Genomic DNA, 22,711 nt, shown 5'->3' with positions numbered 1-22,711 from the left:
TTTTCAACTGTTCTTGTGCCTATTCTGGCACGACGCTGTGATATAACAAGACAATATTTCAGGTTTAGGGGTTAAATTTCGTGATACGGAGTGCGGTTAACGATCTTCTGGGCGCCTACGACAAACTCATCATGGACCCTGTGCACGGTGGAATTCCGCTGTATCGGCACGAAATTGCGGTCATTGACCACCCGCTGTTCCAGCGACTGCGCAACATCTGTCAGAACGACATTCTAAGCCTTGTTTTCCCGGGCGCGACTCACTCCCGTTTCCTCCACAGTATCGGCGTCATGCATGTGGGCAGCCGAATGTTCCGAGCAATGATTGACGCCTATCTTCGGGAGCGGCAGCTCAGCGACCATTCCGATCTGACACTGAGCCAGCTCGATGCTATTGATTACCTGACCAAGGTCATTCGCCTCGGCTGCCTTCTCCACGACAGTGGCCATTCCAGCTTTTCCCATCAGTTCACCAAAGCCCGGCGCATCCATGAACTTATGGCTCACCCTACCCGGTTTGAGGCGCTATGGCGGGGTGAAGACTATACCCGCTACTATCCGCAACCTCCGCGTGAGCTGGAGCACGAACACTATTCCGTGCGAGTTGCCCATGAAGTGCTGTCAGCCATTGCGCTAAGCAATGCCGGTCTGGCGCCGGAGGACATTCTCGGAGTCATGGAGACCACCGACGTACAGCCCAGCGAGGCTTTCTGTCGCCACGCTACTACGTTCTGGTCGTTCATCGCCGGTGAGGATGCGTCCAGCGGCGTCCTGGACCAAGATGATGTACCCCACATGGTCATGGGCCTGCTCAGTTCCATCGTTTCCGGTGAGATCGACGCTGACCGGGCCGATTACATGCTGCGTGACGGATTCCACTCCTCCGTTACCATCGGCGGCTTCAACCTCGATCACCTGTTGAGCAACCTGCGCTTTGGCTGGGACGTGGGTTCCCGCTGGCTTGGGTTGGCCATTACCCATAAGGGTCTGGGTGCACTTGAGGACTTTGTTTACAGCCGTCATCAGATGTACCGCAAGGTTTACGCGCACAAAACGGCCCTCGGGTTCGACTGGCTGCTGCGTGAGGCTATCAACGAAGTACTCGATGAGCCCGAAATTTTTGATTGGGTGGATACCTGTCTGAGCAACATGACGGATTTTACCGAGCTGACTGACAGTTTTTTCTGGGAGGCGTTTCGCCGCTATGCTCGCAAGCACCCCAAAAGCTACTCAAAGTGCATCGTTGACCGGATCAAACTCGATCACCTCGACACACGGGATAACCTGAGCGCTGATGAAATCAGCGCACATTGCGATTACCTGGTGCGTGCCCTGGGGCTGAATCCCGGCGATGTGGTCACCTGCTCAATGCGCGCCCGGTTCTCCAATATTCAAGACAACTTCAACGGTATCAAGGTTCTGATACGCGACCCGGTAACCCGAACCCGATCCCTAAAGCAAATCACCAGCGTCAGCGAATTTTTCAGCAAATTCAGCGACGGCACCATCACTCATTTCTATCACCAACCTACATTACTGCGACGCTAGCAGGCCGGCCGGCTCAATTTTTTTCACTCCAGGTGCATCCGCAGCAGTCCGATCTCCGTATTCCCTAACACGACTCATTGTCACACCACGTGTGTGCGCACTGTTAGGGCTATGCAGAGAGGATTTACCCGGTATGACACGTTCCAATCACTGGATCTGGAATTTCTTGAGGTGGTTCGATTCCGAAGCGGCGATTGAGCACCTGGACAAAACATCACGTCGCTTCAACCTGTTGAGGGTTATGCCCTTCCTGGTTCTGCATCTTGCCTGCCTGCTCGCCTTCTGGGTTGGTGTTTCCCCGTTCGCGGCGCTTTTCGCATGTGCATTCTTTGTGATTCGGATGTTCGCCATCACTGCGTTTTATCACCGGTACTTTGCGCACAAAACCTTCAAAACCTCCCGGGGATGGCAGTTTGTGTTCGCGGTTCTCGGCGCCAGTGCTGCCCAACGGGGTCCACTCTGGTGGGCAGCCCATCATCGTCACCACCATCAGCACTCGGATCACCCGGAGGATCTGCATTCTCCACATCACGGCGGTTTCTGGTGGTCCCACCTGGGCTGGTTTACCTGCGATGCTGGATTCACCACTGACGAACAACGCGTTCGGGACTGGCTACGTTTCCCCGAATTGCGGTTACTGAATCGCTACGATGCGCTGGTTCCGATGCTGTTCGCGGTGCTTATCTACGCCCTTGGGGAGACCCTTGCGGTTTTCGCGCCAGCCCTTGAGACCAATGGTCCTCAACTCCTGATTTGGGGGTTTGTTATTTCAACCGTGGTGCTTTTTCACGCAACGGTGTCGATAAATTCTCTTGCGCACGTCTGGGGCTCCCGCCGTTTCGATACCCGGGACAGTAGCCGCAACAACCCGATTCTTGCCTTGCTGACCCTCGGCGAAGGGTGGCACAACAACCACCACCGCTGGCCTCAGTCAGCGCGTCAGGGGTTCCGTTGGTATGAAATTGACCTCACGTTCTACGGGCTCTGGCTGCTCAGCAAGCTGGGAATTGTACGCGAGCTAAATCCGGTTCCCCCTCACATCCAGAGGGAAACCAGGCGGCTAGATCGAATCAGGAGGAATCGAAAGAATGACTGATTCAGCTCACGCAGTCGCCAGCCATTACGCGGCCGACTCGTTGCCTCCGGCGATCACGCGCTTTATGACCCTGTTCAACCAGATGGATCGTCAAGGCGTGGATGGACTCGCCGAGGTCTATGCCAGCGACGTCCGCTTTATTGACCCGTTCACCCGGGTATCGGGGCTCGACGACCTTGGCCATTACTTCACTGACGCTTATGAAAATGTCATCAGCGCCCGGTTTGATTTTGAAGATCCAACTCTGCAGGGCGATACCTGCGCCCTGCCCTGGATCATGCACCTGAACCACCGACGCCTGAGAAACGGTCAGACACTCTTGGTCGACGGGATCAGCTATCTGCACCTTCAAGACGGGTTGATCTGCTATCACCGGGATTACTTTGATGCCGGCCAGCTGATCTACCAGAACGTACCGGTATTGGGGGCGGTGATTCGCTGGCTCAGGAGGCAGGCGTCATGAACGAGCGACTGTCGGGCTCCACGAACATCTGGTTGACCGGTGCCGGTTCTGGGATTGGACAAGCGCTTGCCAGAAAATTACTGGCAGACGGTCATCACCTGCTGATTTCCGGACGTCAACGCGCGCCCCTTGAGGCGATCAAAACGCTGGCACGGGGTCGGGTTGAAGTATTGCCGGTCGATATCGCCACGGACGAGCGCCTTTCGGATCAGTTACAGCAGCCACTCAAGGAACTGGCGCCGCTGGGGATGGTGATCCTCAATGCCGGTACCTGCGAATATCTCGATGCCAGTCAGTTCGACGCGAGTGTCGTGGAGCGAAATATGGCCACCAATGTTATTGGCACCGCACGCTGCATTGAAGCCGCGCTGCCAGCGCTGCGCGCTACGCGCAGGCAGGGCCTGCCGGCAACGCTGGTGATTGTGTCGTCGTCAGCGTGGTGGTTTCCGTTCGGGCGGGCAGAAGGCTATGGCGCATCGAAGGCAGCGCTCAGCTACCTGGCCCGCTCACTGCGAGCAGATCTTGCATCCGAAGGGATTGAAGTTGTGCTGGTATCCCCCGGTTTTGTGGACACACCTCTGACCCGCCAGAACGACTTCCCCATGCCCTTTCTTGTCTCGGCAGACGCCGCCGCACAACGGCTTATCCAGGGCCTTCACAGCGGCCGCTCGGAGCTTGAGTTTCCCCGTAGATTCACCTGGATGCTGAGAATACTCGGAGCATTACCCAGAGGCCTGGTTGACGCGCTTGCTGCCCGCCTGGCCCGCCCAGAGACTAAGAAAAAAACGGAAGATACCCAATGACAGACAACCGTCAACGCATTGCCATTGTGGGTACCGGAATCTCCGGCCTGACCGCGGCCTGGGTGCTGAGCCAGCACCACGAGGTCACTCTGTTTGAAAGCGGTGCCTACGCCGGCGGGCATACCAACACCCGCGACGTCGAGGTCGCCGGCAAACGCTGGCCAGTGAATACCGGCTTCATCGTCTTCAACGACTGGACCTACCCCCATTTTATTCGCCTGATGAAAAGTCTGGGCGTTGATTATGAACAAAGTGACATGAGTTTCAGTGTGGACAGCCAGTCCACCGGACTGCAATACAACGGTACCAGCCTGGCCACCTTGTTCGCCCAGCGACGGAACCTGTTTAATCTGCGATTTCTCAGGATGATCGCCGAGATCATGCGGTTTAACCGGGAAACCCGGCGGGATCTTCGCAACCAGGCCATTCCCGACGATGAAACCCTTGCCGGGTACCTGTCTCGCAATCGCTATTCCAGGTACTTCCGCGACCATTACATTGTTCCGATGGGCGCCGCAATCTGGTCCTCAGACGAGAACACCGTCGAGCACTTTCCGGTCAGGTTTTTTCTGCAGTTTTTCAATAATCACGGAATGTTGTCGGTAGACAACCGTCCTACCTGGAGGGTAATCTCCGGCGGCTCTGCAACCTATGTCGACAAGATGATGGAAGCCCTGGGCCCGATGACACGGCTGAATACGCCGGTCCGTAACATCAAGCGGGGCCCCGCCGGGATCACGCTCGAGTCAGCGAGCGGCACAGAACATTTTGACCAGGTTGTTCTCGCCTGCCACAGCGACCAGTCTCTGGCTTTGCTGGCTGACCCTACGGACGCGGAGCGGGAGGTTCTGGGGGCTATTCCCTATCAGGATAACGAAGTCGTCCTGCACACCGATGAGTCTCTGCTACCGGCCAATCGGCGGGCCTGGGCCGCCTGGAATTACCGGGTTCCGGCTGATGCCCGGGAACCGGTATCGGTGACCTACAATATGAACATTCTGCAGAACTTCCACGATGCACCCGTCACCTTCTGTGTCACGCTCAATCGCAGTGACGCCATCGCGCCTTCCCGGATTATCGAGCGCTATAACTACGCCCATCCGGTATTCACTCTCGAAGCGGTCGCCGCTCAAAAGCGTTTCGCCGAGATCTCGAACCGCAACCGCACCCATTTTTGCGGTGCCTACTGGTTCAATGGTTTCCACGAAGATGGCGTAAAGAGCGGACTTCGGGTGGCGCGCGACTTTGGGCTGGAGCTTCCGTCATGAGGCCTTCTCCAGCACCGTTCAGCAGCCAGTTTCTGACGGGCACCATCCGTCACCGTCGCTTTACTCCGGTTGAGCACCAGTTTTGCTACCAGACCGGCCTGCTCGCGATTGACCTGGACGAGTGGTCATTTATTGACCGGGTTAGCACGTGGCTTTCGAGAGAACGGTTCAACTGGACATCCCTGCACCGCTCCGACTACTTCCAACCCGGCAAGACCTCACTGAAGGCAGCCGTGACCGACTGGGTTGAAGAGACTACCGGTTGGCGGCCAGACGGTCGAATCGAGCTGGTGACCCATCCTCGATATCTGGGGCATGCTTTCAACCCGGTAAGTTTCTATTTTTGCTTTCCCAGGGATGCAGACCTCTCCAACGGTTCCGTTCCCCGCGTCATTCTTGCTGAGATCACTAACACGCCCTGGCATGAGAAGCACCTGTATTGTCTTGAGGCTGATAGAGCTGATACTGCCGGCGATTGCTGGCAAACCCTCCGCTTCCGCTTCCCCAAGGCCTTCCATGTGTCGCCATTCAATTCAATGGATCAGGACTATCAGTGGCTGTTCGCCTTCAAGGCTGGCCAGTTGCTGGTGCACATGAACGTATACGAGGGGCAGACACGGGTGTTCGATTCCACCCTCAATGTTGACCGCACCACCCTGTCCGCCAATACCTATCGAACGTTTCTCCATCGATTTCCCGTCGAAAGCCTTCGCGTGGTAGCCGGGATCTATTGGCAAGCCCTCAGGCTCAAGCTCAAGGGAGCCCGTTTCCATTCGCACCCGGGCAAGGAGTGCCCCGCAACATCCACAGACAACCGTCGTAGCAAAAGCACCAGAATAACCAGATTTCAATCAGATGGGAGCGTTACCTCATGGAATCTATGAACAATACCGAAACCGGAATCAATACCGTATCCTCCGATTCATACCTGGATAAGTGGTCTCGCCAGTTGGTTGTTAACCAGTTCAGGCAGTTTCATCAGGGCTCAATTGTGATTCGTCAGCCCGGCTACGCCGAATGCCATATCAACACGGCATCACCTGACAGGCGCCCTGCCGAACTTGAGGTTCTCAATCCCAGCTTCTGGCGCGATCTGGTTACAGGCGGCAGCATCGGAGCGGCTGAATCCTATGTCGCCGGTGACTGGGAATCCCCCGACCTGGTCCTTCTTCTGCGTTTTTTTGCCCGCAACATCAGCGTTATGAACCGCTTTGAAGATCGCTTCAGTGCGGTGTCCAAGCCTTTGCTGAAGCTGTTTCACCGGCTGAACCGGAACAGCAAGGAAGGCTCCAGAAAAAACATCGCCGCTCACTACGATCTGGGGAATGAGCTTTTCTCGCTGTTTCTCGACGACACCATGATGTACTCGTCAGCGATATACCCCGACACAAACAGCTCCCTGGACGAAGCTGCAGTCCATAAACTCGACACCATTTGTCAGCGCCTTGAACTTACGCTGGATGATCGGGTCGTTGAAATCGGTTCCGGATGGGGAGGCTTCGCCATCCACGCCGCCAGACACTATGGCTGTCACGTCACAACGACGACGATATCAAAGGAGCAGTTCAATCTGGCGAAAAAGCGTATCGACGAGGCCGGCCTCTCTGATCGCATTACCCTCCTGCTGGAAGACTACAGGAGCCTGGAAGGCCAGTTTGACAAGCTTGTGTCTATTGAGATGATCGAAGCCGTAGGGCCTCAGTATCTGCCTGTCTATATCAGCCAGATCAACCGACTCGTCCGCCCCGGTGGGCAAGTGCTCATTCAGGCAATCAATATGCCCGAACAGCGCTACCGTCGAGCCTTGAGCAATGTCGATTTCATACAACGGCACATCTTCCCTGGCAGCTTTATCCCCTCCTTTGGTGCGATCCTTCAAGCGATTGAGTCAGACGCTGAGCTGGTACTGACAAACGTCGCCGACCTGACGGCCGATTACGCCAGAACCCTGGCAGACTGGCGGTCCCGGTTTTCTGCCAACGGAGCGCAAATCAAGGCGCTGGGCTATGATCTGCGCTTCCGTCGGTTATGGGACTTCTACTTCAGCTATTGCGAAGCGGGGTTCAGTGAGCGCGCCATCGGCGTGGCACAGATTCACTTTGTGAAGCCCCGGTCTGCTGAGCATCGGGGTGCCTGAAGTGATTCGCTCGGGAGCCGTCCGGTTGCTGATTAACATCGCTTTTTTTCAGGCCGGCTGGCTGATTTGCGTGATTGTCAGCAACGAAGTCGCAGCCCTCGCGGGATTTGCCCTCGTTGGCGCTCACCTGGTACTCGTCAGCCAGCGCCCTGCCCATGAAGCGCTGTTTATCGGGTTGGGCACGCTGCTCGGAAGTCTCATGGACGGCCTCTGGTTCTGGCTCGGAGTCCTTGTCTCACCCGAGCCATACTCCGGACTGATCCCGGTGTGGCTGGTGGCCTTGTGGGCACTGTTTCTGACCACGCCGGGTCATTCCCTGGCGTGGCTTGCGGCCCATCGAAGGCTGGTCTTTCTGCTGTCACCGGTCGCCGGTGCGTTCGCCTACTGGAGCGCCAGTCAACTGGGTGCGGTCGAACTTCGCGCGCCCCTACTGGGCCTACTGGCCATCGGCATGGGTTGGCTGCTGCTATTCCCGTTGTTCCTCAGCTGGAGTCAGCATTTGTTAAGGGAGCCTGCGGCATCATGATTCAAAACCCATGGCTGCGACTGTCTGTCTGTGCACTTGTCTTGGCTATTGCTGATACCGGGCATGCACAGCGCGAACAGCTGAGTTTTGTCGGCGAAGCCTTCAATGACTCAGGTAATCTGATCTATACCGAGCATCACCAGCTCACCGGTACCTGTACCGATAGCCGTTGGCGGCCTGAGGACCAGAGCGTGCAGTACTACTGGCCAGGGGAGGCGACACCGTTTGCAACCAAGAAACTTCGGTACCCGGAGGCGTTGACCCGTCCTCAGGTGGAGTTTTCGCTGGCCGAACTGGATGCGTCAATGACCATAACCACGGACGATGCCGGTGGGGCGCTCGACATCCAGTGGTGGTCAGAATCCCGCCAGATCAAACAGTTCCTCGTGCCGACAAAGCCGGACCTTGTGGTCGATGCAGGCTTTGATCAACTTGTTCGCGAGCGGTGGGATGAGCTCCACAACGGGGCTTCGGTCGAGTTCCGTTTTCTTGCGCCGACCCGCGGCACCGACTTCGGTTTTCAGCTCGCTCCGGAATCACCTTCCCAGCTGGATTTCCCGCTGGTAATTACCGTTCGCCCCAGCGGACTCATCACCCGCTTCCTGGTAAAGCCCATTACTCTCGGGTATAACGACACCGGCCTGCTCAGCTACTATTCGGGCTTGACCAATATCCCTCGTAACCGCGATGGCGACAATTACAGCGCTGAAATTCTCTATACCACAACCCAGCGACCGCCCTGCCCGCTAATTCCTTAAAAACCAGTCAGCTTTGCGTGAATCGAACTGTGCTAGACTCTGCGGGTTTGCAAAGCCTCTCGCCAACACAGGACACAGAGTCAACGCCCATGATGTTCGTTTCATTCAACGTCAATAGCATTCGGACCCGCCTGCATCAGCTTCAGGCCGTCATTGACACCTATCAGCCCGATGTTATCGGCCTGCAGGAAACCAAAGTGACAGACCAGGACTTTCCGGTCGATGATGTGCGCGCCATGGGTTACCACGTCTTTTTTCATGGGCAGAAAACCCACTACGGCGTGGCCTTGTTATGCCGCGAAGAGCCCTTATCCGTTCAAAAGGGCTACCCCTGGGACGACGAAGATGCCCAGCGTCGCTTTATAGCCGCCGAATTCGAACGTAACGGACGTCGCCTGACCGTAATCAACGGTTACTTCCCGCAGGGCGAGAACCGCAGTCATCCGGTCAAGTTTCCTGCCAAGCAGAAATTCTATGCCGACCTGATGACGTACCTGGATGAGCTCAGAAATAAGGATCACGACATCATCCTGATGGGGGATATGAACATCTCCCCTACCGACAAGGATATCGGCATCGGCGATGTGAATGCCAAGCGCTGGCTGCGTGATGGCAAGACCAGCTTCTTGCCGGAAGAGCGGGAATGGCTGGCTCAGGTAGAATCCCGCGGGCTTACTGACGTATTCCGCCATCTTCACCCGGAAGAAGCGGATACTTACAGCTGGTTTGACTACCGCAGCAAAGGCTTCGAGCGGGAACCCCGGCGGGGATTGCGCATCGACCTGATCATGGCCAGCGACCGCCTTCTCCCCAACGCCACCGAGGCGGGCGTATCTTATGACATTCGTGGTATGGAGCGGCCGTCAGACCATTGCCCGATCTGGGCGCGGTTTGACGGCTGACACCACAGGAGTACCCTCGGGACCGACATGGCCAAGAAGATCAAGACCAAAGACCGGATACTGACCACCAGCCTCGCCCTGTTCAATACCGTGGGCGAGCCGAATGTCACCACCCTGTTGATCTCTGATGAGCTGGACATAAGCCCGGGCAACCTTTATTACCACTTCAAGAGCAAGGGCGATATCGTCACCGTGCTCTTTGATGGCTACGAAGCGGAAGTCGGCGAACTGCTGGCGGTGCCTGAAGATGTCTCCATATCCCTGGAGCAGATCTCGTTTTTTCTGCACATACTGTTTGAAACCGTCGCCCGCTACCGTTTTCTGTACCAGGATCTGGTCAACGTTTTATCACGCTACGACAGCCTGCAGACCCGATTTCGAAGGATTCTGAATCGCAAGCGGCAAGCGTTCAGAATTATGTGCAACAGCCTGAACCGACAGGGTATTGCCCAGTTTTCAGAAAGTGAGCTGGATGCTCTGTGTGAACAATTGACGCTGACTACCTGCTACTGGAGTAGCTTTGACAGTCTCGCAAAGCTCAATGACCGGGATTCAACCGATCCGGGGCGAGGTGTTTACCAGATGCTTCATTTGCTGCTCCCCTACTTGAGTGCAGAGGAGAGAGAAGAGGTAATGCTGCTAAGCCAGGATTACCTCTGAGGAAGGGCTACTCTTCGTCTGAGTTATCGCCACGCAAACGGCCAAGCTCAGCTTCCAGCGCAGCGATGCGATGCTCGAGGGCCTCGATTTCTTCCCGTCTGTGGATACCCAGACGACGCAAGGCGTTGGACACCCGCTCATCAAACAGGTGCTCCAGCTTGTCCCAGGTGCCCGTGGCCTTTTCCCGAACATCTTCCACCCGGTCTTCCACTTGCTTCACGTGCTTTTCAACGACGCCACGGGTCTTGCTTTCCAGCTGCTCACCTTCCTGAACCAGGCGCTCAAAAAAGCGACCGGCGTCTTCCTCAGCCTTGGTGTAAGCTCCCAGGCCCGCAAGCCAGATCTGCCGAGCGGAATCCTTGATCTTGCCCGCAAGCTGGGCATCGCTTTCTGGCTTGTTTTCGTTTTCGTCAGACATCTGTTTGAAACCTCTGATACTTCCGCTAGGCGGAAAACAAATTGGCAATGGCACCATTGTATTACATGGGAATCCTAAATTCAGTGGTTTCGGCCGGCTATAAGCCTCCTTTCAATATGACGAAATGCTCTCAAACTGGCAGGATCCTGCCTTGAAGTGCTCAAATTATGGTCAATACTTCCTAATACCGGTGTCCCTGCTGACGCCGGTTGTCTGGAAGTCTTTCATGGATACTACTCGCACGCCTCTGCCCGGCCTCCCAAAGCCGGGCTTTTTTTGTCTTGACCAAACGTTATACATATTTATATATTATGTTTTTAGATATTGAGAAGACGCCATGGATGCCGCGATTGATCTGAAGCAGATGCAACAGTCCGCCGAGAATGCCAGCCAGTTTCTTCGGTCGCTGGCCAATCGGGATCGCTTGATGCTGCTTTGCCACCTGACCAGGGGCGAAGCCTGTGTCAGCGAGCTTGAGGAGCAAAGCGGTATTCACCAGCCCTCTTTGTCACAGCAACTTGGCGTGCTCAGACGAGAAGGACTGATCGAACCGCGCAAACAGGGAAAGCGGGTCTATTACAGCATCGCTTCGGACAACGTTCGGGCGATGCTGGTGCAGCTTTATTCAATGTTTTGTTCTCAAGAGACGGTAACCGAAGATGATTGAAATTGACTGGAATACCTTTACCCCGGGTGCGGCACTTGCAGGAGGGGTTCTGATTGGCCTCGCCGCCACCTTATTGTTGCTCATCAATGGCCGTGTGGCGGGCATCAGTGGCATCCTCGGCACCCTGCTAAGACCGTCCCGGGGTGACATTGCCTGGCGCGTCGCGTTCCTGGCGGGTCTGATTGGCGCCCCTGCTGTCTGGATCATCGCCGCAGAGTTACCTGCAATCCGGATTGACGCCGGCTATCCGGCGCTTGTCCTTGCGGGTCTTATCGTCGGCATCGGCACCCGGTACGGCTCCGGGTGCACCAGTGGTCATGGTGTCTGTGGTATTTCCCGACTCTCGCCCCGATCCTTGGTGGCAACACTGTCCTTTATGGCTGGTGGTTTCCTGACCGTTTACCTGATTCGCCACATTATTGGAGCCTGACACCATGAAATTTTCTCTGACGTCGTTTTTTTCCGGCCTGGTCTTTGGCATCGGGCTGTTGGTGTCCGGTATGGCAAACCCGGAAAAAGTCCTTGGGTTCCTCGATCTCGCCGGACTGTGGGACCCTTCCCTCGCCCTGGTCATGGTAGGTGCTATCGGGGTTGGCCTGGTTGGCTTCCTGATTGCCGGCAAGCGTACGGTCACCCTGTTCGGCAGCCCAATTCGGCTGCCAACGGCAACTCAGATTGACAAGCGCCTGGTGCTTGGCAGCATTACTTTCGGCGTGGGCTGGGGTATTGCTGGATTCTGTCCCGGACCCGCGCTGGTGGCTATTGGTGCAGGCGAAACGAAGGCGCTGGTATTTGTGGTGTCCATGGTTGCCGGAATGGCCATTTTTGAAATGTTCGAACGCAGTATGCAGGCCAGCCGGCAAACCGCCAGAAGAGGCATCTGACACCGGCGAAAAGCTGTGTCATCATACGTTTTTTCAAGACGGGTGAACTATGAATCTCAGAAAAATTGACGACGACATTACGGTTGCCCCGCAGATTCAACCGGAAGACATTCAGATTGCGGCTCAACTCGGATTCCGCACCATTGTGGCGAACCGGCCAGATTTCGAGGAGCCGGGCCAGCCTTCTATGGCGGACATGGAGGCCGCTGCAAACCAGGCCGGTCTGGCCTGGGTGTATCAGCCGGTTCAGTCTGGCAATATCCTCGATAGCGACGTAGACCGCTTCGGCGAGATATTCGAGCAGGCGGAAAAGCCGGTTCTGGCTTTCTGTCGCTCCGGAACCCGCTGCTGCTCGCTCTGGGCCATGAGCCAGTCAGCCAAGGCACCAGCTGACGTACTGCTGATCAAGGCGTATCAGGCAGGCTATGACCTCAATGGCCTGAAGCCTCGCATGCAGTACTTCGCTGCCAGGAACTGACCCCCCTACCAACCCATAGGACAGGAACTCGAACTTCATGCCATACAAAGGCGTTGAGAACTTCGCCCACGGCCAGACTGAAAAGCTCGGCGTACTGATCACCAACCTCGGTACGCCGGACGAGCCCACAACTCCAGCGCTCAGGCGCTACCTCAAAGAGTTCCTGTCCGACCCGAGGGTGGTTGAATTTCCACGTTTGCTGTGGTGGTTCATTCTCAATGGGATCATCCTGCGGATTCGGCCACGGCGGTCGGCTGAAGCCTATCGTAAAGTGTGGCGGGACGACGGTTCCCCACTGTTGATTCATACCCGCAATCAATGCCGGGCGATTGAAGCTGAACTCCGGAAAAAGTACGGCGACCAGATTGTCGTTCGCTTTGCCATGCGTTATGGCAACCCCTCAATCACCGGAGCACTTGACTACTTCCAGGATCAGGGTGTTCGAAAACTTGTCGTTCTCCCCCTCTACCCACAGTATTCTGCATCGACTTCGGCCTCCACCTTCGATGCCATTGCCAGGGATTACACCAGTCGACGCTGGCTGCCGGATTTTCGTTTTATCAGCCATTATCCGGACTACCCTCCCTACATCGAAGCGATGGCCCGTCATATCGAAGGGTACTGGGAAGCTCATGGCCGCTCACAACTTCTGATGCTGTCTTATCATGGCGTTCCGATGAAGTATCTTCACAATGGCGACCCCTACCATTGCGAGTGTCACAAGACCTCCCGACTGCTTGCGCAGAGACTTGACCTTGATGAAAGCCAATACGTCACCACCTTCCAGTCCCGTTTTGGGCGAGAAGAATGGCTGCAGCCGTACACCGATCACACCCTGAAGGCATTGCCGGAAAAAGGCACGAAAAGCGTTGATGTCTTCTGCCCGGGCTTCTCATCGGACTGCCTCGAAACCATTGAGGAGATTGATGAGGAAAACCGCGACTATTTTCTCAAAGCCGGAGGCGAGCACTTTGCCTATATCCCCGCCCTCAACAGCGATCCAGGGCATATCGGGGCACTGGTGCAGTTGATTGAGGAAAACCTCTGCGGCTGGACCGAGCGCACCGGGAACACCGATGCCTCCCAATGCCGCGCACGGGCTATAGCCATGGGCGCCGAACAGTAGACACTTTGCCAGGAATACCCCGGGCAGCCAGCCGGATAGTCTGGCGAATTTTCCGGTCTATATAGGCGGACGCTCAGGGAAATCGAGTTATGAGCACAAACCTCATGAAACTGAATTGCGACCTGGGTGAAAGCTACGGTGCCTGGACCATGGGCCAGGATGAACTGGTGATGCCGTGGATCGATATGGCGAACATCGCCTGCGGCTTTCATGCATCCGACCCCCTGATTATGCACAAAACCGTTGCCATGGCGCTGAAGCATGGCGTCGACATTGGCGCGCATCCTTCCTATCACGACCTGGCAGGCTTTGGCCGTCGCTCCATCGTTCACACCGCTGATGAAGTTGTTGCACTGATGCTGTATCAGATCGGCGCTCTGGAAGGCATCTGTCGTGCGGAAAACTGCCGGCTTGCCTACGTCAAACCTCACGGCGCACTGAACAACGACATGATGAAGGATGCCCGTCTGCTGCAAGCGGTGATGGAATCGGTGGCCCGTTACCGCCCGGGCCTTGCGCTGATGATCCCGGTAACCCGGGGCTATAGCGACCATCAGTCCCTGGCTGACCGGGTTGGGCTGCCACTCATCTTTGAGGCCTTCGCTGATCGGGCCTATGACGACAACGGCCACCTGGTTTCCCGCAGCCAGAGCGGCGCGGTGCACCATGACCCAGACGTGATCGTGAGCCAGGCACTCTCCTTCGCCGAAAAGGGTGGGATTACCAGCGTTTCCGGTCAGTGGCTGGACCTGCCTGCGACCAGCCTTTGCGTACACGGTGACAATGACCATGCACTGGCGGCGGTCAAAGCCATTCGTGCAGCTCTTCAGACCATCGGGCAATGATCGAATGTGTTTCGGAAAACAGTGCTCTGGTGACCCTGGGTCGGCAGATTAGCCCCCGGTTAACTGCCCGCATTGCCGCATTATGTGATTGGCTGGAACAGCAGTCGTTCCAGTGGTTGATTGACCTGGTTCCCTCCTACACTACGGTGTTGGTTGTCTACGATCCGATGCAGTTGGATTTTCGCGGTGTAAAACAGTGCCTGAACAACGGATTGAGCCTTCTGCAACAAACGACCGTCCAGGGCCGGCCCGGCACGGTCCATGAGATACCCGTTTACTACGCCCCCGAGACCGGACCGGATCTGGGTGAGCTGGCGACTCAGAAGGGTCTGAGTGAAAGCAGAGTCATCGAACTGCACAGCCAGCGGGAATATCAGGTATACGCCATCGGTTTCATGCCTGGGTTCGGCTTTCTCGGGACCGTTGATCCGCAAATCCAGGCGCCAAGAAAGGCCACGCCGCGCGCACTGGTGCCCGCAGGCAGTGTGGCGATCGCCAATGAGCAAACAGCCATCTATCCGAAGGCATCCCCTGGAGGCTGGCAGCTTATCGGTCGCTCTCCTGCAGTGATGTTTGACCGCCAGAACCTGTCCCGATTCCGTATCGGCGACCGGGTTCGCTTTGTCCCTGTTTCGCGCGCCGATTACCTGGGGCTTGGAGGGCGCCTGTGAACCTGCTGCGAGTGATCACTCCCGGACCATTGACCACCGTTCAGGACAGTGGGCGTAAGGGTTACCAGAAGCACGGTCTGGCCCAGGGCGGTGCCGCCGACAGGCACGCTTTTCTCTGGGCGAACAAACTGTTTGATAATGGACCGGATCAGGCCTGCCTGGAGCTGGCCTTTGGTGGCTTTGAAGCGGAAGCGCTCTGCGAACTCACGATAGCCGTGACCGGCGCAGCGCAGGAAATTCTGGTTAACGGAACCCGCCATCCCGGCTGGCGAACCGTTCAGCTCAAGACCGGTGACCGTTTGAAAATCCCGGGATTCAGGTACGGCCGGATAAGCTACCTGGCCATCTCTGGCGGCGTGCTCAGCGAATCGTTTCTGGGCAGCCGCTCAATCGTTGTTCGCGAGCAGATCGAAGGGCTCGGGGCCGTCGCAGCGGGGGATGTTATTAAAGGCGCTCAAGCTACCGCAGCACCAACGCGGACGGTCCCCGAACAGTTCCGGCGATATTACCAATCCCCAGTCCTCTGCCGGGTAATACCTGGATACCAGTACAAGGACTTCAGCAGTGCCGATCTGAACGGCCTGTTCCGACAGAAGTACCGGGTTTCCCAGCGATCAGACCGTATGGGCTTTCAACTTGCTGGCGCACCACTAACCTCCCCGCCCCCCGGAATCACCTCCGAAGGCATTGCCATGGGAGCCATTCAGGTTCCCGGTGACGGCAACCCGATTGTCCTGCTAAATGATCGTCAGACCATTGGCGGCTACCCGAAAGTCGGTGTGGTGTGCTCGCAGGACTGCAATCGTCTGATCCAGGCGTTACCCGGTAACGAAGTCCGCTTTACCCTGACCAATGTCGAAACCGCGCAGGCCGAATGGCAGGTATTTGAACGATTCTTTCAGATGAGCCGCTGGTGCGCATCAGGCGACCGGTTAAGCTGGGCCTGAAACCCAGCGCAATCAGGTGTTATCCGAGGGCAATCGCCCTTCAGCCTGGCAACGGCTCGATCCAACGTCAGAATGCGCTGTCTCGCCGCCCTCCGAATCCGTCAGCACAGGCGTGGTCTCACAGAAGGCACATTCACCGGCATCAACCGCAGCTCCGCCCGTTTCCACGTAGCGTACCCGATGACGGGATTCAGTACGGTTTGCAGACACCGCATATTTCCGGCCAGTCTCGCGACCTGAAGAAAGCGTTTGTGGATGGGGCATGAGTTAGTCTCCCTGAAAAACCGGAACGAAAGAAAACAATCGAACGAATCCTGACCTATGGATCAGCCTAGCGCTATCGATAACAGGGATAAATAGGGAGAAATGCGAAGAAAGGAAAGAAAGTGGCGGTGGGCCAGGGATTCGAACCCCGGGAGGGCTATTAACCCTCGCTGGTTTTCAAGACCAGTGCATTCAACCGCTCTGCCAGCCCACCGTTTTAACACTTTGTTCGCCGTCATTGCGACAGCGGTGTGCATGATACCTGAATCGCCTGCGCTGTCAACGCCTTGCAATTTTTTCTCAACATTAACGTCCTTTAATGGAATGGTTTGCCTAAAGTGCTGTCGTAAATCGTTGAAACTTACACCCAGAACACTATTATTGGTGGTAGTTCAAAACTGGTTCGTTATCAAAACGGAGTAAATGATGGAACACAGAAATGTAAACGCGCAGCATGATCAGCGTATGTATGCGGCCTCCGGTGCCGGTACTGCCCTGAGTGCTGATACCAGCAAGGTACTGCGTAACACCTACAGCCTGCTGGCAATGACCCTGGCGTTCAGCGCCATCATGGCCGCAGTGTCCATGACCATCGGTCTGGGCCGTGGCGCCAGCCTGGTATGCAGCATCGGTGCGCTGCTGCTGATCTGGTTCATACTGCCCCGTACCGCAAACAGCTCCGCCGGTATCGGCGTTGTTTTTGCCTTCACCGGACTCATGGGGCTGTCTCTTGGGCCCATGCTTTACCACTACCTGGCCATGCCTAATGGCGGCACCATCGTCATGCAGGCGCTGGGCGGCACCGCGCTGGTATTCTTCTCGCTGTCGGCCTACGTGCTGACCACCAAGAAAGATTTCAGCTTCATGGGTGGCTTCCTGTTCGCCGGTCTGATGGTGGTTGTATTCGCTATGCTGGGCGGCCTGATCGCGTCCATGTTTGGCGTTGATATCAGCGCCTTCCACCTCGCTATGAGCGCAGCCATCGTACTGCTGATGTCCGGTTTCATCCTGTTTGATACCAGTCGCATCATTAACGGTGGCGAGACCAACTACCTGATGGCAACAACGGCGTTGTATCTGAACATCTACAACCTGTTTGTCAGCCTGCTGCACCTCATCGGCGCGTTCAGCGACGATTGATTGCCTGGTGATCGCAAAAAGCCCCGGTCTGTTGCCGGGGCTTTTTGTTTGTGGGTTACAATAGCTCGCAACGATCAGACACAATTGAGTTTCCATGCATTCCCAGACTGCGTTTACGCTCGTTATTACCGGCGCGCCATATAGCACCCAGGCTCCGCAAACCGCCCTCGCCTTTGCCAAAGCGGCCTTGGCACAGGGTTACAGCATCGATCGGGTCTTTCTCTACGGCGACGGCGTCCACCTGTCCTCGGCTCTGGCCGCCCCTCCGAGCGATGAAACCAACTGGCCCAAGGCCTGGGCCGAGTTTCTTCAGGGCAATGACATTCCGGCGGTGGCCTGCATTGCATCTGCACTGCGTCGGGGCATCCTCAATAACGAGGAGCAAGCGCGCTATCAAAGAAATGCATCAAACATCATAGAGCCCTTCGAGTTACTGGGCTTGGGTGAATGGGTTGAGAGTATTGCAAGCACCTCCAAAACCCTGTACTTCCATGGAGACCACTGAACGGTGAGCGTACTTGTAATTATCGACCAAGCGCCTTATGGCAGCTGGCGTGGCAGGGAATCGCTCGATATGGCGCTGTCACTGGCTGCTTTTGACCAGCCCGCTTCGCTGCTCTTTACGGGCCCTGGGGTGAACTGGTTACGGGCAGGACAGGAGCCGGCCGGGCTGAGCCAGAAAGCCGTGGAGCGGAACGTGTCTGCCGCGCCAATCTTTGGAATTGAAGAACTACTGGTCGACCGACAATCGCTCGCAAAATACCAACTTGAGCCCTCTGCGCTGATTGCAGGCACGTCGACTGTCGACTACACCCCCGAGCTGCTTGCCAATTATTACCATGTGGTCTGCCTCTAGATAACACGGGGAACGGGAGCCGATACCATGAAAACACTGCACATCGTTAACAAGTCTCCGGATCAGGCCCGCTTCGGTCGTTGCCTTGCCGCGCTGGAGGCCAGCGACCAGCTGCTACTCACCGAAAATGCCGTCATCGCCCTGGCAGATGCCGGCATTGTGTTGCCCTCAGAGAATTATGCGCTGGCGGCCGACCTTGAAGCTCGCGGGCTTGCGGGCCGACCGACAACAACCGTAATCGACTACCCGGGCATGGTCCGCCTCACTGCGGACGCGGACCGGATTATTTGCTGGTGAAACCGATGACCATGCCGATTCGTAACAACGAGGGCTTCCTGGAAGATGCCGGAAGCTGGACCCCAGATGTTGCCGTACAGATTGCCAGTGAAGACGGTATCGATCTGTTACAGCCCCATTGGGAAGTGATTGATTTTCTCCGAAGCTTCTACCAGAAGTTCGACATGTCACCGCCTTCAAATCGCCTGTTCGTCAAAGCCGTGAAAGAGGCTATGGGCGAAGAAAAAGGCAACAGCATATACCTGATGCAGCTGTTTCCCGGCACACCAGCGAAGACAGCCTGTCGCATTGCCGGGCTGCCCCGACCTACCAACTGCCTTTAATCCAGAGCGAGCACTACGATCATGACCGCCGACAACACCCCTGCCCCATTACCGGAAGCCAAAGAAGGCGAACACCCGTTTGCACCCTACGTAAGAATTCTTGGCAAAGGCAAACGCGGCTCGCGCTCCCTGAGTTTTGAGGAAGCTCGCCACGCGATGGCCATGATCTTGCGAGGCGACGTCGAGGACGTTCAGTTGGGCGCTTTTCTGATGCTGCTACGAGTCAAGGAAGAGACTCCTGAGGAGTTGGCCGGATTTGTTCAGGCGGTCAGAGAACAGGCCAAAGCACCAGACAACCTGAAGGTGGATATCGACTGGTCGTCCTACGCAGGTAAACGGCGTCACGCGCCCTGGTTCCTGTTCTCGATTCTCCTGCTGGCAGATCATGGACTACGTGTTTTTATCCATGGCGCCGAGGGCCACACCCCGGAGCGCATCTACCTCAGCGAGGCCATGGAGGACTTTGGCCTGTCCGCCGCAAGGGACTGGCGCGATGTTGCCGATCAACTCGATCAACAGGGGTTCAGCTACCTCCCTCTTGGGCGCTTTGCCGAGAATCTCGCAAAGATGATCGATCTCAGACCGATCATGGGGCTTCGGTCCCCGGTACACTCGCTGGCAAGACTGATTAACCCCCTGGATGCGCCAACCGTGATGCAAGGCATCTTTCACCCGCCCTATGCGAGCATGCATCAGCAGGCGGGTTTGCTGCTGGGTTACCCGCACATTGCAGTGATACGTGGCGAAGGTGGCGAGATTGAGCGCAATCCCGACAACGCGATGACCGTGTATCGCGCCCATGGTGGTGAAGGTCAGGAAGGTGTCCTGAGCGAAGACCAGTGGCCGGCGCTCTTTGAGCGTCGCCATGTCAAACCCAAGGAAATAGGCGTTGGGCCAATGAAACGCTTATGGCGGGGAGAAATCGAAGACAGTTATGGTGAGGCGGCGGTATTGTCGACCGCGGCACTGGCGTTGCTCGAGTCAGGCAACGCCCAGTCCCATGACAGCGCCATGGATCTGGCGCGGGCCCTTTGGGAGAAGAGAGATAAGAGCCGGTTTTAACGCCGGCTTATCTGTCGTTCAGTCACGGTCGTCAGAGGAATCCCGGCGGCCAGACGGCGACCTGCGGGCCAGATCATCGGCGGTACCGAGAAAACTGCTCAGCCCATTCTCAAACAGGTCAGAGCCGAAGCGCAAAAATTGGCGGGTAGAATCCTTTACCGCTGCTTCGGGAATGTCCCGCAGTGACTCGGTGACGCCACGCTTCACGCCCGCTGTAATCTTCGGCTCAATGGCCTCTGACGCCTGAATAAGTTCCTGCACCTTTTTGTTGAGAAAAGGCTTTAGAAAGAAGCAATAAAATATTGTTATAATTGATATTACTACAACTGATGTTATAGCTACCTGAATCAGTAACTGCTGCCAGAACGCCATAAGAAACCTCCACGTTAGGGGTAAGCCGGGTAATCGGCAATGGTCAGATTGCGAGTACAAATACCGCCAACTGGACGGCACCGGCCAATGCACCCAGTAAGCCGCCCACAACCATCAGCTGCAGCTCCTCTTCCCGGAACGCCGGTCTGAGAATGTCCTGAAACTCCGCCGGAGCGAGCCCCTTCATCTGTTCGGCCAGCACACCGGCAACGACCGGCGCCCGATCCCGGTTGAAGGACGGATCACCAAATACGTCCCGGGTGGCGACCACGGCCTTATCGTTCATCGCTTTCTTGAGGTCAGTGTATCCGGTCATACCAATCGCCACCTGGGCGGTCAGCTTCATGACTACCGTATTGTCCAGCAACGGGCGCAAATGTTTCTGGATGATCGCTCTGGTACGGTCTCCGTGTTCGCCATGCAGCATTGCATCCGCCACCTTTTCAACCGTAATCAGTTCTTCGGCAACCAGGCGCGACCAGATATCGCTGATTTCAGGCTGACGACGCAAAAACAGCCCCTGAATGTTCCAGAACAGCACGCGCCGGGGCGTCAACGGACTGAAAATCAGACTGATAGCGAGCCAGTTGGTAATGAAACCAACCACGAAACCGCCCAGCGGCAACACCCAAGGCTCAGGATAGTGCAGCCAGAGCGGCGCGAGGATAGTGCCAAGCAGGCCACCAATGATCGCGCCCCGGTTGATCACTGAATTCAGCTCAACCTCACCAGCCTCTTTGAATATCCGGTTCATCAGATCCGGATGGTTGGTCAATTGCCGGCTGAGCAGCGCCTTCAGATCAACCAGATCGTCAAGATCATCACCAAAATCCTCTACCAGGGTTTCAATGCGTGAGGGCAGCTGCTCCCTCGCCCACCCGTAAATCCGCTTGCGCAGGAACAAGGGCATGTTGTCCCACAGCACCGGCTGGATCTCGTACATGACCTCATCAATATATTCGTCAAGCCGCGGGGTTACCTGGGAGAGAATCTGCTCAATGATGCGCTGGGGCTCAAGTTTGCGGTATACCTCATTGAGATCCCCAAACTGCTGCAAGGTCCGGTCGATGCAGATGTGCGCCATTTTTTCGGCCTTGCGAGGAATAACGCCCTGCCAGCCAACAACACCGATTCCGATAAACCGAACCGGATAGAATGACATCTGAATAGCGAGCCAATTGGTAATCCAACCGACCAATGCTGCCATTAACGGCACGGACCAAAGCGCGACGTCGACCAAAGTAAACCCCAGCAGTAAGTGTGTAAGCGCAAAGCGCAGTTTAAAAAATTCAACTGACGGACAAGTAGAAGCCCGTCCGCTTTATGGATTCTTTTTTACGATAATGAGGGAATTGGCGGTGACCGACATTGGCCGCGCAGCCATGCAGAAGGGGACTAGAGAGCTGTAAAAAAAAGACCAGCTCGAAAGCTGGCCCTTTGAATAACGAGTGAACGTGCTTACTGGTAGTAGGCGTTTTCTTTCACTGAGTGATCCGTCACATCCCGAACGCCAGTAATCTCAGGCACCCGCTCAATCAGGGTCGTTTCAACACCTTGTTTCAGGGTCAGGCTTACCGCGCTGCACCCCTGGCAGCCGCCACCGAAACGGAGCACCGCCACAGAACCCTCAACCACTTCCACCAGTGACACCTCGCCGCCATGGGAGGCAAGCCCGGGATTGATCTCTGAGGCCAGCACGTAATTGATTCGGTCGTTCAACGGTGCATTTTCATCAACATTCGGCACCTTGGCGTTCGGCGCCTTGATCGTCAGCTGGCCACCCATCTGGTCCTTCGAGTAGTCCACATAGGCATCCTCGAGAAACGGCACTGAGGCATGATCGAGATAGAGAACGAATTTCTCCAGATCGATCTTTTCATCAGTCGGCACAACCTCATTGGGCGGACAGTATGCGAGGCAGGTCTCGGCGTGCTTGGTCCCGGGCTGGGTAACAAAGACCCGCACGCCCATGCCTTCCACGTCCTGCTTTTCGATAAGTTGCGCAAGGTAATCCCGCGCGGGTTCTGTCACAGTTACCAGTGCCATTGTTCAAACCTGTTTAACGAGTGTGAGCCTATTTTAATGGAGATCTTCCAGACAAAAAAGACCAACTAAAACACTCAGTCTTTTTTCTGGCATTGTATGATAGGGCTCACGCAAAATGTCTCAGGACGACATTGTGCAATTTTGCTATGATCCTG

Annotated in this window: 30 protein-coding genes and 1 tRNA gene; 25 read left to right on the top strand and 6 right to left on the bottom strand. The window is 56.1% G+C overall.

The annotated features are described in order from the left end of the window. Positions 1-83: 83 nt before the first annotated feature. The 11 genes from BLV11_RS06720 (at position 84) to BLV11_RS06670 (ending at position 10,160) form a co-directional block, all read left to right on the top strand. Positions 84-1,547 (top strand): HD domain-containing protein, encoded by a 1,464-nt coding sequence (locus BLV11_RS06720; protein ID WP_091812261.1) that lies wholly within the window; start codon positions 84-86, stop codon positions 1,545-1,547. A gap of 133 nt (positions 1,548-1,680) precedes the next feature. Beyond that, positions 1,681-2,643: an acyl-CoA desaturase gene (locus tag BLV11_RS06715; protein ID WP_091812188.1), complete on the top strand. Its 963-nt coding sequence runs from the start codon at positions 1,681-1,683 to the stop codon at positions 2,641-2,643. Then, positions 2,636-3,106, top strand: coding sequence for a nuclear transport factor 2 family protein (locus BLV11_RS06710; protein ID WP_091812187.1), 471 nt, complete (start codon positions 2,636-2,638; stop codon positions 3,104-3,106). Before BLV11_RS06715 ends, BLV11_RS06710 begins: the two co-directional genes overlap by 8 nt. Further along, positions 3,103-3,909, top strand: coding sequence for an SDR family NAD(P)-dependent oxidoreductase (locus BLV11_RS06705; protein WP_091812186.1), 807 nt, complete (start codon positions 3,103-3,105; stop codon positions 3,907-3,909). The genes BLV11_RS06710 and BLV11_RS06705 overlap by 4 nt, the downstream gene beginning before the upstream one ends. Then, on the top strand, positions 3,906-5,177 hold the full coding sequence (locus tag BLV11_RS06700) for an NAD(P)/FAD-dependent oxidoreductase (protein ID WP_091812185.1): 1,272 nt from the start codon (positions 3,906-3,908) through the stop codon (positions 5,175-5,177). Before BLV11_RS06705 ends, BLV11_RS06700 begins: the two co-directional genes overlap by 4 nt. Then, a complete protein-coding gene (locus BLV11_RS06695; protein ID WP_091812184.1) occupies positions 5,174-6,061 on the top strand; it encodes a DUF1365 domain-containing protein in 888 nt (295 codons plus the stop codon). Before BLV11_RS06700 ends, BLV11_RS06695 begins: the two co-directional genes overlap by 4 nt. Beyond that, positions 6,049-7,314, top strand: coding sequence for an SAM-dependent methyltransferase (locus tag BLV11_RS06690; RefSeq protein WP_091812183.1), 1,266 nt, complete (start codon positions 6,049-6,051; stop codon positions 7,312-7,314). Before BLV11_RS06695 ends, BLV11_RS06690 begins: the two co-directional genes overlap by 13 nt. 25 nt (positions 7,315-7,339) lie before the next feature. Next, positions 7,340-7,840, top strand: coding sequence for a DUF2878 domain-containing protein (locus BLV11_RS06685; protein WP_245725943.1), 501 nt, complete (start codon positions 7,340-7,342; stop codon positions 7,838-7,840). Then, positions 7,837-8,598 carry a hypothetical protein gene (locus tag BLV11_RS06680; RefSeq protein WP_091812182.1) on the top strand — a complete coding sequence of 254 codons (762 nt, stop codon included), beginning with the start codon at positions 7,837-7,839 and terminating at the stop codon, positions 8,596-8,598. The genes BLV11_RS06685 and BLV11_RS06680 overlap by 4 nt, the downstream gene beginning before the upstream one ends. Before the next feature lie 89 nt (positions 8,599-8,687). Next, positions 8,688-9,500, top strand: a complete 813-nt coding sequence (gene xthA, locus BLV11_RS06675) for an exodeoxyribonuclease III (protein ID WP_091812181.1) — start codon at positions 8,688-8,690, stop codon at positions 9,498-9,500. 27 nt (positions 9,501-9,527) lie between these two features. Beyond that, the gene (locus BLV11_RS06670) at positions 9,528-10,160 is read left to right on the top strand and encodes a TetR/AcrR family transcriptional regulator (RefSeq protein ID WP_091812180.1); all 633 of its coding nucleotides are present in this window, start codon (positions 9,528-9,530) and stop codon (positions 10,158-10,160) included. Positions 10,161-10,167: 7 nt separating this feature from the next. Here BLV11_RS06670 and BLV11_RS06665 read toward each other — a convergent pair whose 3' ends face one another. Continuing rightward, entirely contained in the window at positions 10,168-10,578 is a 411-nt protein-coding gene (locus tag BLV11_RS06665) for a phasin family protein (protein WP_091812179.1), read from the bottom strand. 337 nt (positions 10,579-10,915) lie between these two features. Between BLV11_RS06665 and BLV11_RS06660 the strand changes: the two genes are divergently transcribed. The 8 genes from BLV11_RS06660 to BLV11_RS06625 all read left to right on the top strand — a co-directional run bounded on the left by BLV11_RS06660 (position 10,916) and on the right by BLV11_RS06625 (position 16,196). Further along, positions 10,916-11,245, top strand: coding sequence for an ArsR/SmtB family transcription factor (locus BLV11_RS06660; protein WP_217634542.1), 330 nt, complete (start codon positions 10,916-10,918; stop codon positions 11,243-11,245). Then, positions 11,238-11,675 carry a YeeE/YedE family protein gene (locus tag BLV11_RS06655; RefSeq protein WP_091812178.1) on the top strand — a complete coding sequence of 146 codons (438 nt, stop codon included), beginning with the start codon at positions 11,238-11,240 and terminating at the stop codon, positions 11,673-11,675. The genes BLV11_RS06660 and BLV11_RS06655 overlap by 8 nt, the downstream gene beginning before the upstream one ends. A 4-nt stretch (positions 11,676-11,679) precedes the next feature. Continuing rightward, on the top strand, positions 11,680-12,129 hold the full coding sequence (locus BLV11_RS06650; RefSeq protein ID WP_091812177.1) for a DUF6691 family protein: 450 nt from the start codon (positions 11,680-11,682) through the stop codon (positions 12,127-12,129). A gap of 49 nt (positions 12,130-12,178) precedes the next feature. Further along, positions 12,179-12,607, top strand: coding sequence for a TIGR01244 family sulfur transferase (locus BLV11_RS06645; RefSeq protein WP_091812176.1), 429 nt, complete (start codon positions 12,179-12,181; stop codon positions 12,605-12,607). Positions 12,608-12,644: 37 nt separating this feature from the next. Next, positions 12,645-13,733 carry a ferrochelatase gene (gene hemH / locus BLV11_RS06640; RefSeq protein ID WP_091812175.1) on the top strand — a complete coding sequence of 363 codons (1,089 nt, stop codon included), beginning with the start codon at positions 12,645-12,647 and terminating at the stop codon, positions 13,731-13,733. A gap of 89 nt (positions 13,734-13,822) precedes the next feature. Then, complete coding sequence (locus tag BLV11_RS06635) at positions 13,823-14,578, top strand: 5-oxoprolinase subunit PxpA (protein WP_245725942.1); 756 nt, start codon at positions 13,823-13,825, stop codon at positions 14,576-14,578. Next, entirely contained in the window at positions 14,575-15,249 is a 675-nt protein-coding gene (pxpB, locus tag BLV11_RS06630) for a 5-oxoprolinase subunit PxpB (RefSeq protein ID WP_091812174.1), read from the top strand. Before BLV11_RS06635 ends, pxpB begins: the two co-directional genes overlap by 4 nt. Then, on the top strand, positions 15,246-16,196 hold the full coding sequence (locus BLV11_RS06625) for a 5-oxoprolinase subunit C family protein (protein WP_091812173.1): 951 nt from the start codon (positions 15,246-15,248) through the stop codon (positions 16,194-16,196). The genes pxpB and BLV11_RS06625 overlap by 4 nt, the downstream gene beginning before the upstream one ends. Positions 16,197-16,208: 12 nt before the next feature. Here BLV11_RS06625 and BLV11_RS18405 read toward each other — a convergent pair whose 3' ends face one another. Together BLV11_RS18405 and BLV11_RS06615 are read right to left on the bottom strand one after the other, a co-directional pair. Then, positions 16,209-16,460 (bottom strand): hypothetical protein, encoded by a 252-nt coding sequence (locus tag BLV11_RS18405; protein ID WP_245725941.1) that lies wholly within the window; start codon positions 16,458-16,460, stop codon positions 16,209-16,211. Between the two features lie 123 nt (positions 16,461-16,583). Beyond that, positions 16,584-16,674 (bottom strand) — tRNA-Ser (locus tag BLV11_RS06615). A gap of 212 nt (positions 16,675-16,886) precedes the next feature. On the opposite strand from BLV11_RS06615, the gene BLV11_RS06610 reads away from it, so the two are divergent. The 6 genes from BLV11_RS06610 (at position 16,887) to BLV11_RS06585 (ending at position 20,138) form a co-directional block, all read left to right on the top strand. Further along, the gene (locus BLV11_RS06610) at positions 16,887-17,600 is read left to right on the top strand and encodes a Bax inhibitor-1/YccA family protein (RefSeq protein WP_091812172.1); all 714 of its coding nucleotides are present in this window, start codon (positions 16,887-16,889) and stop codon (positions 17,598-17,600) included. Positions 17,601-17,694: 94 nt separating this feature from the next. After that, positions 17,695-18,105 (top strand): sulfurtransferase complex subunit TusD, encoded by a 411-nt coding sequence (tusD, locus tag BLV11_RS06605; RefSeq protein WP_091812171.1) that lies wholly within the window; start codon positions 17,695-17,697, stop codon positions 18,103-18,105. 3 nt (positions 18,106-18,108) lie between these two features. Then, a complete protein-coding gene (locus tag BLV11_RS06600) occupies positions 18,109-18,456 on the top strand; it encodes a DsrE family protein (protein WP_091812170.1) in 348 nt (115 codons plus the stop codon). A 27-nt stretch (positions 18,457-18,483) separates the two neighbouring features. Beyond that, positions 18,484-18,753 (top strand): sulfurtransferase complex subunit TusB, encoded by a 270-nt coding sequence (tusB, locus tag BLV11_RS06595; protein ID WP_091812169.1) that lies wholly within the window; start codon positions 18,484-18,486, stop codon positions 18,751-18,753. A gap of 5 nt (positions 18,754-18,758) precedes the next feature. Next, positions 18,759-19,076, top strand: a complete 318-nt coding sequence (locus BLV11_RS06590; RefSeq protein WP_091812257.1) for a TusE/DsrC/DsvC family sulfur relay protein — start codon at positions 18,759-18,761, stop codon at positions 19,074-19,076. Positions 19,077-19,097: 21 nt separating this feature from the next. Continuing rightward, entirely contained in the window at positions 19,098-20,138 is a 1,041-nt protein-coding gene (locus BLV11_RS06585) for a glycosyl transferase family protein (protein WP_091812168.1), read from the top strand. A gap of 18 nt (positions 20,139-20,156) precedes the next feature. Here the strand turns inward: BLV11_RS06585 and BLV11_RS06580 are convergent, their stop codons facing one another. The 3 genes from BLV11_RS06580 to nfuA all read right to left on the bottom strand — a co-directional run bounded on the left by BLV11_RS06580 (position 20,157) and on the right by nfuA (position 22,556). Then, on the bottom strand, positions 20,157-20,510 hold the full coding sequence (locus BLV11_RS06580) for a hypothetical protein (protein WP_091812167.1): 354 nt from the start codon (positions 20,508-20,510) through the stop codon (positions 20,157-20,159). Between the two features lie 43 nt (positions 20,511-20,553). Continuing rightward, positions 20,554-21,672 (bottom strand): DUF445 domain-containing protein, encoded by a 1,119-nt coding sequence (locus BLV11_RS06575; protein WP_245725940.1) that lies wholly within the window; start codon positions 21,670-21,672, stop codon positions 20,554-20,556. A 296-nt stretch (positions 21,673-21,968) separates the two neighbouring features. Beyond that, entirely contained in the window at positions 21,969-22,556 is a 588-nt protein-coding gene (nfuA, locus tag BLV11_RS06570; RefSeq protein WP_091812166.1) for a Fe-S biogenesis protein NfuA, read from the bottom strand. Positions 22,557-22,711 lie beyond the last annotated feature (155 nt).

The sequence above is a fragment of the Marinobacter mobilis genome (assembly GCF_900106945.1).
Lineage (GTDB): Bacteria > Pseudomonadota > Gammaproteobacteria > Pseudomonadales > Oleiphilaceae > Marinobacter > Marinobacter mobilis.
The sequence above is the reverse complement of the archived record's forward strand: the minus strand, read 5'-3'. Positions and strand labels throughout refer to the sequence as shown.

Coding starts and splice junctions, on each gene's coding strand:
- BLV11_RS06715 (WP_091812188.1), top strand. CDS start 1,681: ATGACACGTTCCAATCACTGGATCTGGAATTTCTTGAGGTGGTTCGAT.
- BLV11_RS06710 (WP_091812187.1), top strand. CDS start 2,636: ATGACTGATTCAGCTCACGCAGTCGCCAGCCATTACGCGGCCGACTCG.
- BLV11_RS06705 (WP_091812186.1), top strand. CDS start 3,103: ATGAACGAGCGACTGTCGGGCTCCACGAACATCTGGTTGACCGGTGCC.
- BLV11_RS06700 (WP_091812185.1), top strand. CDS start 3,906: ATGACAGACAACCGTCAACGCATTGCCATTGTGGGTACCGGAATCTCC.
- BLV11_RS06695 (WP_091812184.1), top strand. CDS start 5,174: ATGAGGCCTTCTCCAGCACCGTTCAGCAGCCAGTTTCTGACGGGCACC.
- BLV11_RS06690 (WP_091812183.1), top strand. CDS start 6,049: ATGGAATCTATGAACAATACCGAAACCGGAATCAATACCGTATCCTCC.
- BLV11_RS06680 (WP_091812182.1), top strand. CDS start 7,837: ATGATTCAAAACCCATGGCTGCGACTGTCTGTCTGTGCACTTGTCTTG.
- xthA (WP_091812181.1), top strand. CDS start 8,688: ATGATGTTCGTTTCATTCAACGTCAATAGCATTCGGACCCGCCTGCAT.
- BLV11_RS06670 (WP_091812180.1), top strand. CDS start 9,528: ATGGCCAAGAAGATCAAGACCAAAGACCGGATACTGACCACCAGCCTC.
- BLV11_RS06665 (WP_091812179.1), bottom strand. CDS start 10,578: ATGTCTGACGAAAACGAAAACAAGCCAGAAAGCGATGCCCAGCTTGCG.
- BLV11_RS06660 (WP_217634542.1), top strand. CDS start 10,916: ATGGATGCCGCGATTGATCTGAAGCAGATGCAACAGTCCGCCGAGAAT.
- BLV11_RS06655 (WP_091812178.1), top strand. CDS start 11,238: ATGATTGAAATTGACTGGAATACCTTTACCCCGGGTGCGGCACTTGCA.
- BLV11_RS06650 (WP_091812177.1), top strand. CDS start 11,680: ATGAAATTTTCTCTGACGTCGTTTTTTTCCGGCCTGGTCTTTGGCATC.
- BLV11_RS06645 (WP_091812176.1), top strand. CDS start 12,179: ATGAATCTCAGAAAAATTGACGACGACATTACGGTTGCCCCGCAGATT.
- hemH (WP_091812175.1), top strand. CDS start 12,645: ATGCCATACAAAGGCGTTGAGAACTTCGCCCACGGCCAGACTGAAAAG.
- BLV11_RS06635 (WP_245725942.1), top strand. CDS start 13,823: ATGAGCACAAACCTCATGAAACTGAATTGCGACCTGGGTGAAAGCTAC.
- pxpB (WP_091812174.1), top strand. CDS start 14,575: ATGATCGAATGTGTTTCGGAAAACAGTGCTCTGGTGACCCTGGGTCGG.
- BLV11_RS18405 (WP_245725941.1), bottom strand. CDS start 16,460: ATGCCCCATCCACAAACGCTTTCTTCAGGTCGCGAGACTGGCCGGAAA.
- BLV11_RS06610 (WP_091812172.1), top strand. CDS start 16,887: ATGGAACACAGAAATGTAAACGCGCAGCATGATCAGCGTATGTATGCG.
- tusD (WP_091812171.1), top strand. CDS start 17,695: ATGCATTCCCAGACTGCGTTTACGCTCGTTATTACCGGCGCGCCATAT.
- tusB (WP_091812169.1), top strand. CDS start 18,484: ATGAAAACACTGCACATCGTTAACAAGTCTCCGGATCAGGCCCGCTTC.
- BLV11_RS06590 (WP_091812257.1), top strand. CDS start 18,759: ATGACCATGCCGATTCGTAACAACGAGGGCTTCCTGGAAGATGCCGGA.
- BLV11_RS06585 (WP_091812168.1), top strand. CDS start 19,098: ATGACCGCCGACAACACCCCTGCCCCATTACCGGAAGCCAAAGAAGGC.
- BLV11_RS06580 (WP_091812167.1), bottom strand. CDS start 20,510: ATGGCGTTCTGGCAGCAGTTACTGATTCAGGTAGCTATAACATCAGTT.
- BLV11_RS06575 (WP_245725940.1), bottom strand. CDS start 21,672: ATGTCATTCTATCCGGTTCGGTTTATCGGAATCGGTGTTGTTGGCTGG.
- nfuA (WP_091812166.1), bottom strand. CDS start 22,556: ATGGCACTGGTAACTGTGACAGAACCCGCGCGGGATTACCTTGCGCAA.